This is a genomic window from Clostridium sp. (genome assembly GCF_036642255.1).
Taxonomy (GTDB): Bacteria; Bacillota; Clostridia; order Clostridiales; family Clostridiaceae; genus Clostridium_J.
In genome coordinates this window covers 1-11,605 of sequence record NZ_JAVWDJ010000070.1, presented here as the reverse complement: position 1 = coordinate 11,605, position 11,605 = coordinate 1, and the positions used below count along the sequence as shown (strand labels likewise).

Sequence of the window (11,605 nt, the reverse complement as noted above, 5' to 3'; positions counted from 1 at the left end):
GAGCATTCGGTTCATACCCGAAGGGTCGTAGGTTCAAGTCCTATTTCCGCTACCAGATGAAAACTCATAACAATAGTTATGAGTTTTTTTTATACACAAAAGCTTGTGATTAATCAACAAATAGGTTATTCTTTCAATCCTGATAAGCATATTGCCAGTATTGCAAATAAACTTATTAGTATATGCAAAGTTATCAATTATTATAAAAAATAATTCCATCAAGAATAGTTTAATTATTTTATATACCGACACAATTATCCCCATATATCATCCACAACCTCACAGCAAGATTATTAGCAAATGTGGATGAATTAACAGGGAAACCCTTTTAGATACTTAAGTTAATTAATGAAGATTAATTAATTGGGGGATAAACAAGTGCAGTAATATGTAAAAAAATTACAATTTATTGTCATACTATTTATTTACAACTGCTTCATAAAATGACATTTATTACCATAACAACTTGTTATAATAAAGTTGTAAATTTAAGGGGTGGGTGATTATTTTATGCAATACGGAGCGGATATACGTCCATATGAAAGAATAAAAAAAACAAATGGATCTAACAAAAATAACACAGAGGTATACAACAAAATCTTATTAAAAAGCATTACATTTTTAGTTATATCTATACTAATCAGTAGAACTATGCTTATTAACAAATCAGCACCCTTTGGTGTGGCATTTTTAGCTGTGGTGCTTCTAATGGAAGATAACAGATTATCTATAGTTACTGCCCTAGGTTCAATTCTCGGGTACATAACCTTGAGTGGTTCCTTAGATAATAATTTAATGTATATAACACTAATACCAGCATTAACCTTAGTATCTATAATTACGAATAACTTTTTAAAAAAGCCTGCGGAAAAAGTGCTGTTAGCATTTGTAACTACAGCCTCAATACTGGGGTACAATATTTTTGTAAGAGAGTATTCATCCTTAGTGTCTTTGGGGCTCACTTTCATCGAATTGATTTGTATTTTCCCGGTATACTTTATTATAGATTATAGTATAGGGTGTTTTAAGGAATTAAGAACAAAGCATTTATTCTCTAATGAAGAACTTATATGTATGAGTGTGTTAGTGTCTTTAATATTAGCAGGTACATGGAATGTTAATATTTTGGGGATTTCTATACTGAACATTTTATCCCTTTTAATAATTTTATCTATCAGCTATATATGCGGCTCTACAGTGGGGGCGGCATCTGGAATTGCTATGGGTGTTATTGTAGGAATGTCGAATAATACGGTTTTTGTTTATGCAAGCATATTAGGAATTTGTGGGCTTGTAGGCGGCTTATTCAAGGAAGGTGGAAAACTAATAACTCTTCTTTCAACCTTAGTTATATTTTCAATTATGAAAATATATACTGTTAACTATAATCTTGATGGTAGCACTCAATTTAAAATTATAGAAGCAATTATCGTAGCTATAGGCTTTTTAGCTATTCCTCAACATATTTATGATGTTGTAAGTAATGAAATAGATAGTGAAAAGAAAAGTGGATTAATTGATCAAAACTATGTTAATAAAATAAGAAATATTTTTGTGGATAGATTGGATCAATTTTCAGGAGTATTGGTTAATATGTCTAGTATACTAACTGATCTTGCTGATAATAACAAATTAGATATGAAAAGTAAAAGCAGCGGATTAATTGAAAATCTTGCGAGTAGAGTTTGTGGAAGTTGTAATGTAAACTGTGTATGTTGGAATAGAGAAATGCATCATACTTATTCAGCTTTTGGAGAGCTTCTTGAAGGCATTCAAAATAAGGGGAATGGCTTTCCACTAGAATTAGAAAGAAAGTGCATTAAAAAGGCTTCACTAATTAGAAATGCAGAGGATATAGTTAATAAATACGTAATAAGTGAAATGTGGAGAAATAGGCTTGCAGAAGGTAGGGAGTTATTGGCAAGTCAATTTAATAACATGGCCAAGTCTGTGGAAGAAATTGTAGATGAATTTGCTAGTGATTTAAAAGAAGACAAAGACTCTGAAAAGAATATAATGAGAATGTTGGACAAACATACTATTGATTATAATGATGTATTTTGTATTAATGATAAAAAGGGAAGACTTACAGTACAACTAACTTCAAAAAACTGCCAAGGGAGAGGGTTCTGTGATAAGAAAATTTTACCTATTATAAATCAGTGTTTAGAAAAGAAGATGAGTTTGAAGGAGGATGGTTGTAGAATTGATCCAGTAACTAAGCTTTGCACTGCTACATTTGAGGAAGCACCTAAGTTTCAGGTTATGACTTATGCAGCAAGACAATGTAAAGATGGACAAACTACTTATGGGGATAGTTTTAGCTTTGGACGCGCTAAGGACGGAAACTATATGGTAGTGATTAGTGATGGGATGGGTTCTGGTCCTCAAGCAGGTCGTGAAAGTGAAGCAGCAGTTGAACTTATTGAAAAATTTACTGGGGCTGGTTTTAGTAAGACGACAGCAATAAATACAGTTAATTCTATTATGTCTTTAAAATTTTCGGAAGAGGAAAAGTTTTCTACAGTAGATTTAAGTAGCATAGATTTATATACTGGGGAAGTTGATTTTATGAAGGTTGGAGCAGTTGCAAGCTTTATTAAAAGCAATGATACCATAGATATTATTAAGTCTAAAACTTTACCAATGGGAGTGCTAGATGAAGCGGATATTGAGGTTCATAAGAAAAAGGTAACAAATGGGGATATTATAGTTATGCTTAGCGATGGAGTACTAGATTATAATGAAGAAAGTTGTGGAAAAGTGGATTGGGTGCTCGATTATATTTGTAGAAATGACAGCTTGAATCCAAAGGATTTAGCAGAAGGAATTATTGGAGAAGCCAAAAAGTTAAGTGGTAACAGAGTTAATGATGATATGACGGTAGTGGTTTCAAAAGTTTATACAGGCCAGGCTAAAGCTTACATTGAATGATCATAGATAGTTTTAAAAATCACTATGTAAAAACATTTAGGTTTTGCATAGTGATTTTTTACTTTAAATTATTCGTTGTTTGTGATATTATGTGTAAAAAATACAAGTAGGAAGTGTTTTTATGATTGAAAAGGTTATTAGCACTATAAAAGAAAATAGAATGATAAGTAATGGGGATAAGATTATAGTGGCATTATCTGGTGGTCCAGATTCTATGAGTCTTTTAAATGTTTTATACGAATTAAGAGAAAGGTTTAATTTAACTCTTTATGCTGCCCATGTAAATCATATGCTTAGGGGTGAGGATTCAGATAATGATGAAAAGGCGTGCAAGACTTTTTGTGAAAAGCATAATATTAAATTATTTTCAAAAAATATTAATATAGACGCTATCTCAAAGGAAAGAAATATATCCCATGAGATGGCAGGAAGAGAAGTGAGATATGAATTTTTTATAGAACTTTTCGAAAATCTGAAAGCCAATAAAATTGCCCTTGCTCATAATTCCAATGATCAAGCTGAAACCGTACTTATGAGGTTAATGAGAGGAAGTGGGATAGAGGGTTTAGTTGGAATTAAACCTGTACGGGATAGCATATTTATAAGACCATTAATAAATACTAGTAGAAAAGAAATAGAAGAATATTGTTCTAGAAATAGTCTTCCTGTAAGGATAGATAAAACAAACTTTGAAAGTATATACGCAAGAAATAAAGTAAGATTAGAATTGATTCCTTATATTGAAGAAAACTTTAATACAGATATAATTGCTACTTTAAATAGAATGTCTTCTCTAATTAGGATGGATAGTGATTATTTGGAAGAAAAATCTTCTAAATTTTTCGAAAAGTACTGTGATAGTAAGATGGAAAAGGTTATAATATATAAAGATGCCTTTAATTTACATTACTCAATATTGAGTAGAGTCCTAAGAAAAGCTCTTTTTAAAATTAAGGGGAATTTATATAATTTAGAAAGCATACATATAGAAAATATTATAAACATACAAAAAGGAGAAACGGGTAAAACTACAGTAGTACCTGGAGGAGTAGTTGTTTCTAATGTATATAAAGATATACATTTACATAAGGCTATTTCTGGTTTAAAGGAAAATAAAAATTTTTGCAAGATTTTATCAGTAGGAGAAAGTATAGTAACAGAAACCAATAATAAATTTAAATTAAATGTCATAGATAAAGAAAGATTTTTAAAGAGTGAAAGTAAGGATAATATTAAATACTTTGATTATGATAAAATTAAGCAACCTATAAGTATAAGGTTTAGACAAGAAGGAGATAGATTTACATCCTTAGGAATGAAAGGAAGTAAAAAACTTAAAGATTTATTTATGGATTTAAAAATTCCTAGAGAGCAAAGAGATGAAATTCCTCTTATATGCTTTGGAGATGAAATAGGTTGGATAGTTGGATATAGAATCAGTGATAAATTTAAAGTTGAAAACCATACTAAGAATATATTAGAAATAAGGTGTCTTGAGATACCTGAAATAGAAAGGCAGGAAAGTTATGAATAATGACATAAAAGAAGTGTTATTAACAGAGGAACAGATTAAAGAAAAAGTTAAAACATTAGGCTTAAAGATTAGTGAAGATTATAGAGGACGAGATTTAATTGTCCTAGGGATTTTAAAGGGATCAGTAATTTTTATGTCAGATCTTATAAAAGAGATAAGTATTCCATGTAAGATGGATTTTATGGCAGTTTCAAGTTATGGAGATGCAACACAGTCTTCAGGAATTGTAAAAATTATAAAGGATTTGGATTTTGAGATTAAGGGAAAAGATATACTTATAGTTGAAGATATTATAGACACAGGAATTACTTTGAAATATTTAATGAAATACCTTTCTGCGAGAAATCCAAATAGTTTAGAGATAGTTTGTCTTCTAAATAAGCCAGAGAGAAGAAAAGAGGAATTAGATGTGAGATATTTAGGCTTCGATGTTCCAGATTACTTTTTAGTAGGCTATGGTCTTGATTATGCTGAAAAATATAGAAATTTACCTTTTGTAGGTATTTTAAAAGACAGTGTTTATAAGAGTTAATAATTCTTGCTTTTTAGTAAATACTATATAATTAATTGATAAGGAAATTGTTTCTATGTTCTAGAATTAATTATATTTTATAATTAATTCACTAATAGTTAATATTCTTATTATTGTAAATGAAAATTGCATATGTTAGAATTTTTAAGTAAATACTTAACTAGAAAGAGAGGGGGGCCTTCAATGAAAAAATTTTCTAGCGCAACGGCCTGGTTGTTAGTTTTAATACTCGTTATTTTTTCCGCTCTTACCTTATTTGATGGAGCAGCTAATGTAAAGTCTATTGATGTAAGAGAATTTGAAACTTACATGAGAGATAAAAAAGTAGTTGAAACAAAAATGTCTGATAATGAAAGAACTGTGGTTGGTAAATTAGATGATGGAACACAATTTAGTGTAAATATAATTAAAGAAAGATATTTAAAAATAATTGATGAGAATCCAAATCCAAATTTAGCAATTGAACAATATACTCCACCAGCTTCAATTCCGATGTGGTTAAATTTCTTGCCTACTCTACTGATAATTTTAATGTTAGTAGTATTCTGGGCAATGTTTATGAACCAATCGAGTGGTGGTGGCGGTGGTAGCCGTGGAGTTATGAATTTTGGTAAAAGCAAAGCAAAAATGGCTACACCAGATAGAAAGAAAGTTACCTTCAATGATGTAGCTGGAGCCGATGAGGAAAAAGCAGAACTTGAGGAAGTGGTAGACTTCTTAAAAAGTCCAAAAAGATATATTGAAGTTGGAGCAAGAATTCCAAAGGGAATACTTTTAGTAGGACCTCCTGGAACAGGAAAAACCTTACTTGCAAAAGCTGTAGCAGGCGAAGCAGGAGTACCTTTCTTTAGTATTTCTGGTTCAGATTTCGTTGAAATGTTTGTGGGTGTCGGAGCTTCGAGGGTTAGAGATTTATTCGAACAAGCTAAAAAGAATGCACCATGTATTATTTTTATAGATGAAATTGATGCTGTAGGAAGACAAAGAGGTGCAGGACTTGGCGGTGGACATGATGAAAGAGAGCAAACCTTAAATCAACTTCTAGTTGAAATGGATGGCTTTGGAGTAAATGAAGGAATCATCATGGTAGCGGCTACAAATAGACCAGATATTTTAGACCCAGCACTTTTAAGAGCGGGAAGATTTGACAGACAAATCGTAGTGGGAGCTCCAGATGTTAAGGGTAGAGAAGAAATCTTAAAGGTTCACTCAAGAAATAAACCTTTAAGCTCAGAGGTTCAGCTTGATATATTAGCTAAGAGAACCCCAGGATTCACAGGAGCAGATCTTGAGAATTTATTAAATGAATCAGCTCTTTTAACAGTTAGAAATCGCAAAAAAGTTATTGATATGGTAGAGTTGGAAGAAGCAATTACAAGGGTAATTGCTGGACCAGAGAAGAAGTCAAGAGTTATTAGTGATAAGGATAAGAGATTAACTGCTTATCATGAAGCAGGCCACGCTGTAGTTTCCAAGTATCTTCCTAACTCTTATGCTGTTCATGAAATAAGTATAATTCCAAGAGGAATGGCAGGTGGATATACATTACATCTACCAGATGAAGATACATCATATACATCAAGATCTAAACTTAAGGACGAAATGGTTGGACTTTTAGGTGGTAGGGTAGCTGAAGCTATAATTCTAAAAGAAATTAGCACTGGCGCTAAAAATGATATTGATAGAACTACATCTATAGCTAAGAAAATGGTTATGGAATATGGTATGAGTGATGTATTAGGCCCAATATCCTTTGGTAAGGATGAAAATGAAGTATTCTTAGGTAGAGATATTGGAAGAGCGAGGGACTTCTCAGATGAAGTCGCATCAAAGATTGACAGAGAAATAAAAGCGTTAATTGATGAAGCTTACAATAGAGCTGAAACGATTCTAAATGAAAATATTAATAAGTTACACGATGTGGCAAAAGCCTTATTAGAAAAAGAGAAGCTTACCGCTGAAGAATTTAATGCTATTATGGATGGAAAGTCTTTAGATGAGATTGCTATTGATAAGCTTATCAAGGAAAGTACAGAGAAAGCTAAAGAAGATGTAGATGTCAACTCACAAAATACTCTTACTGGAGATGATCTAATAAGAGGAAATATGAAGGTTATCAATGAAGTTACTGTTGATAACACTGACACTATTGAACAAGAAACAGATAATACAAACAAGTAAACTTAGTAAGTTAATAAAAATGCTTCTATACAATTTTGTATGGAAGCATTTCTTTTTATCTAATCCATGAAATTATAAAACAATGTGGAATCTATATAAAAAACATACAAGTTGAGTAGAGATTTATTCTAAAAATGAAGAAAAAATATTTTAGGTGTTGATTGCTAGGATATCTCGATAATATATATTTTTTATGACCTATTTTTAGGTATAAATTATATTCATATGCAAAAAATTAAAGGTATATATGAATGCAATAGAATTCACAGAAAAATGAATTAAAACTTGCATGTTTTATGTACAAATGTAAAATTTTATGGTATTATTATCGTGAAAAAATAATAAAAGTCAGGAGGCAAGAAAATGAATAGACTTGAAGTGTTCAATTCAGTTAAAGATAAAGCACACCAAGGTGGTGGAATTGATAAAATCGAAATGCAACACAATTTAAATAAAACCACTGCAAGAGAGAGAGTTAGCGCATTGTTAGATGAAGGATCATTTATAGAAATAGGCGCGCTAGTTGCAGGCAATGCTGCAGGAGTAATAACTGGCCATGGAACTATCAATGGCAGATTAGTATATACATTTAGCTATGACTACACTGTTGAGGGCGGAGCTTTTAATAAAGCTATGGCTAAGAAAATATGCAGTTTATTAGATAATGCTGTTAAGATGGGTGCTCCAGTAGTTCAGATAATCGACTCTATAGGGGCTAAATTGAATGAAGGTGTGGAGTTATTATCTTCTTATGGAATGGTAATAAAAAGAATTGCTAAACTAAATGGTGTTATTCCTCAGGTTTCAATAATTTGTGGACCTTGCTATGGTATGGCAGCATTAGGAGCTACTATGGCAGATTTTACTATAGTAGTAAATGATATTGGTGAAATAGGTGTTAATTCAAGTAACAAGCTAAGTTCTGCAGAAGAAAAATACGTTGAATCATCAATGTTTAGTGATGGTTTCTATTCAAATAAAAATGGTAATGCTCATTTTAGTGTTGAGAAGGAACAAGATGGATTTAATATGGCAAGAAGATTAATAGATTATCTTCCAGCTAATAACTTAGAGTCTCCATGGATTTCAGTAGAAGATTATAACTTAAACTCACCAATAGAAGAGCTTGATGAAATGATAGTTAATGAAAACCATTCCATGGATGACATTATAAAAGCAATTGCTGATGAAAATAGTATTTTAGAAGTTAATAAAGAGTTTATGGAAAACTTTAAAACTGCATTTATTAAAATTAATGGATTAACAGTAGGCGTAATTTGGAATAGCTTTATCAAATCAAAAATTACTAATGAGGGAGCTATCAAAATTTCAAACTTCATAAGACTTTGTGATGGGTTTAATATATCGATACTATCCTTAGTTGATACAAAGGGTTTTGCAGTGAGTCTTGAGGAAGAAAAGAAAGGTCTAGCGAGAAACGCAGGGAAACTTCTTTATAGTCTAATTGATGCAAGTGTGCCTAAAGTATCACTTATAGTTGGAGAAGCTTATGGTGCAGGATATGTGGCATTAGCAGGTAAAGAAGCTGCTTTTGATGTTACATTAGCTTGGCCTAGCGCTAGAGTGGCATTAACTAATCCAGAAACTTTAATAAAATCAATGTATAGAGAAGAAATATTATCCGCTGCAGATCCTAAAACTAAAGAAAGCGAAGTTATTGCTAAGTATTTAGAAGAAGTAGTTAGCCCATATAAAGCTGCAGAATTTGGATTAATAGATGATATTATAAAACCAAGTGAGACAAAACAACGAGTTTTTGCACTGCTTGATATGTTACAAAGTAAAAGAGAGTTGAGTTATCCTAAAAAACACGGGAGCACTTTAGTATAAGGAGGGGTTTAGATGAATGAATCAATAGCAGATAAATTTACCTTTTCTTTAAACGTGTCCTTTGTTGCAATGGCTATAGTGTTTGCTATACTAATAATATTATGGCTTGTGATTAAATCTCAAAGTTTTTTACTTGGAGGAAGAAAAGACACTTCAGAAACAGTTGACACTAGCTTAATGGAAAAGAGTCAAGAAAAGGTAGAACCAGTAGTAGAAACTATAAATCCACATGAGAATATAGAAGTAGTAGCTGCAATTATGGCAGCATTGTCTGCTCATATTGGTACTCCGATTAGTGATTTAAATATAAAAAGCATAAAAAGAATAAATTCTAATTGGCAAAGAACATCTATTGAGGATAAATTAAATAATTAGGGAGGATTAAGTTATGAAAAGATATAATGTTACTGTGAACGGTAGTGTATACCAAGTAGAGGTAGAGGAAGTAAAAGGAGAATTTACTCAACCAGTAGCTCCAGTAGTAAATGTTGCACCACAGCCAGCTGCACCGAAAGCTCCTACAGCACAACAAGTAGAGGCACCAAAAACTCAAGAACCAGTTAAGCCAGCAGCTGCTAAAACTTCTAATGCTGCGGGAGAAAAGATTCAATGCCCAATGCCTGGTACCATAGTAAAGGTTAATGTTACTGAAGGTTCTACAATTAAAAAGGGTGATGTTTTAGTAGTTCTTGAAGCTATGAAAATGGAGAATGAAATTATGTCACCAGTAGATGGAACAGTAGCACAGTTAAGCGTGTCAAAAGGTGCAGCTGTTAACACAGGAGATTTATTATTAGTTATTTCTTAAAATAATGGACGAATTAATTTTGTTCAAGGATTTGAGGGTGTTATTTTCTGTAAGATAAGTAAATAATCTTTTATCAATTTAAGCTATATGTATATAAAATGTATAAAAACTTATAACCTACCAACAACTATGGTGGTTATAAAATGGAGTTTATTTATAGTCTAAATTTAGATTGTTATTAGAGAACTTTAGGAACTTTATTTAGTGTAGTTTTCACAAGAAATATCTTCTCCCACACAGAGGGTGAGGAGAATTAAACCTCAAAAGTTTTCTTGAAAAGTAGGAGGCAATTTAAATGAACGTTTTTGAAGTATTGAAGGATTTGATAAGCACATCAGGTTTCGTTGCTATACAAGGGAGTGAAATCTTTATGATAGCAGTTTCTCTTGTGCTAATATACCTAGCAATAGCAAAACAATTTGAACCCTTATTGCTACTTCCTATAGCATTTGGGATGCTCCTTACTAATTTACCAGTGGCAGATATTATGGCTGAGCCACTACATAATGAACCAGGAGGGCTTTTATATTATCTTTCACGTGGAGTTAAGTTGGAGATATTTCCTCCGTTAATATTCTTAGGTGTAGGAGCCATGACAGATTTTGGTCCATTACTAGCTAATCCTTCTAGCTTACTTATGGGTGCGGGAGCACAATTTGGAATATTTTTTGCTTATACTTTAGCTATATTGATGGGATTCACACCACAAGAAGCTTCAGCTATTGGGATTATAGGTGGAGCTGATGGGCCAACAGCTATATTTGTAACTAATAAATTAGCTCCACATCTGCTAGGGCCTATTGCTGTGGCAGCTTATTCCTATATGGCACTAGTGCCAGTTATTCAGCCACCAATTATGAAGGTGTTAACTACTCCAGCGGAGAGAAAAATAAAAATGGGGCAGTTAAGGCAAGTTAAAAAGATAGAAAAAGTAGTGTTTCCTATAATGGTAACTATTTTAGTGATATTATTTATTCCCTCATTAATTTCTCTTATAGGAATGCTAATGCTTGGGAATTTATTTAGGGAATCAGGAGTAGTGGGAAGATTAACAGATACAGCTCAGAATGCTCTAATAAATATTGTTACCATCTTCCTAGGACTTTCCGTTGGAGCTACTGCAAAAGCTGAAGTTTTTGTAAGAGTAGAAACTCTAAAAATAATAGGATTAGGTGTGCTTGCCTTTGCTTTTGCCACTGTAGGTGGATTGCTTATTGGTAAGCTTATGTGTAAGCTCACAAAAGGAAAAATTAATCCTCTTATAGGTTCAGCAGGAGTTTCTGCTGTGCCAATGGCAGCAAGAGTATCTCAAGTGGTTGGTCAAAAAGAAGATCCAACTAACTTTCTGTTAATGAATGCTATGGGGCCAAACGTAGCAGGTGTTATAGGCAGTGCGGTTGCGGCAGGAGTACTCTTATCACTGTTCGGTGGTTAGGTAATTAAAAAGTTACTTTTATTAAACTTGTCCTAAATGTGAATAATTTTTTAAAATGGTATATACTTCCTATATGGAAGTATATACTCTTTTTTTATTGATAATAATATCAGCAAAGGAGGAGGTTATCATGATTTTAAATAAGGCTTCTGAAATTAATTCTCTAATTGAAAGAGAAAACTCTTTAGTTAATCAGTATGAACAATATCTAAAAACTTTAGAAAACACAGCTATGTATGACTCGATTAAAGAACTTATCGAAAGGCACAATAATCACATATCAACTTTACAAAAACTCTTGAGGAGGTAATTTTAATATGGATAATATTA

The 11,605-nt window shown here is 32.1% G+C and carries 9 protein-coding genes; all 9 read left to right on the top strand.

The window, feature by feature from the left end:
- Window positions 1-510 precede the first annotated feature (510 nt).
- The 9 genes from spoIIE (at window position 511) to RR409_RS19670 (ending at window position 11,585) form a co-directional block, all read left to right on the top strand.
- A complete protein-coding gene (gene spoIIE, locus RR409_RS19710) occupies window positions 511-2,934 on the top strand; it encodes a stage II sporulation protein E (protein WP_332559491.1) in 2,424 nt (807 codons plus the stop codon).
- A gap of 121 nt (window positions 2,935-3,055) precedes the next feature.
- Window positions 3,056-4,468, top strand: a complete 1,413-nt coding sequence (gene tilS / locus RR409_RS19705) for a tRNA lysidine(34) synthetase TilS (protein ID WP_332559490.1) — start codon at window positions 3,056-3,058, stop codon at window positions 4,466-4,468.
- A complete protein-coding gene (hpt, locus tag RR409_RS19700; RefSeq protein WP_332559489.1) occupies window positions 4,461-5,000 on the top strand; it encodes a hypoxanthine phosphoribosyltransferase in 540 nt (179 codons plus the stop codon). The genes tilS and hpt overlap by 8 nt, the downstream gene beginning before the upstream one ends.
- Before the next feature lie 183 nt (window positions 5,001-5,183).
- Window positions 5,184-7,181: an ATP-dependent zinc metalloprotease FtsH gene (gene ftsH / locus RR409_RS19695; protein WP_332559488.1), complete on the top strand. Its 1,998-nt coding sequence runs from the start codon at window positions 5,184-5,186 to the stop codon at window positions 7,179-7,181.
- A gap of 363 nt (window positions 7,182-7,544) precedes the next feature.
- Window positions 7,545-9,032: a carboxyl transferase domain-containing protein gene (locus RR409_RS19690; protein WP_332559487.1), complete on the top strand. Its 1,488-nt coding sequence runs from the start codon at window positions 7,545-7,547 to the stop codon at window positions 9,030-9,032.
- A 12-nt stretch (window positions 9,033-9,044) separates the two neighbouring features.
- Complete coding sequence (locus RR409_RS19685; RefSeq protein ID WP_332559486.1) at window positions 9,045-9,407, top strand: OadG family protein; 363 nt, start codon at window positions 9,045-9,047, stop codon at window positions 9,405-9,407.
- Between the two features lie 13 nt (window positions 9,408-9,420).
- Window positions 9,421-9,840, top strand: a complete 420-nt coding sequence (locus RR409_RS19680) for a biotin/lipoyl-containing protein (protein WP_332559485.1) — start codon at window positions 9,421-9,423, stop codon at window positions 9,838-9,840.
- 295 nt (window positions 9,841-10,135) lie between these two features.
- Window positions 10,136-11,275, top strand: a complete 1,140-nt coding sequence (locus RR409_RS19675) for a sodium ion-translocating decarboxylase subunit beta (protein ID WP_332559484.1) — start codon at window positions 10,136-10,138, stop codon at window positions 11,273-11,275.
- A 130-nt stretch (window positions 11,276-11,405) separates the two neighbouring features.
- On the top strand, window positions 11,406-11,585 hold the full coding sequence (locus RR409_RS19670; protein ID WP_332559483.1) for a hypothetical protein: 180 nt from the start codon (window positions 11,406-11,408) through the stop codon (window positions 11,583-11,585).
- Window positions 11,586-11,605: the final 20 nt, after the last annotated feature.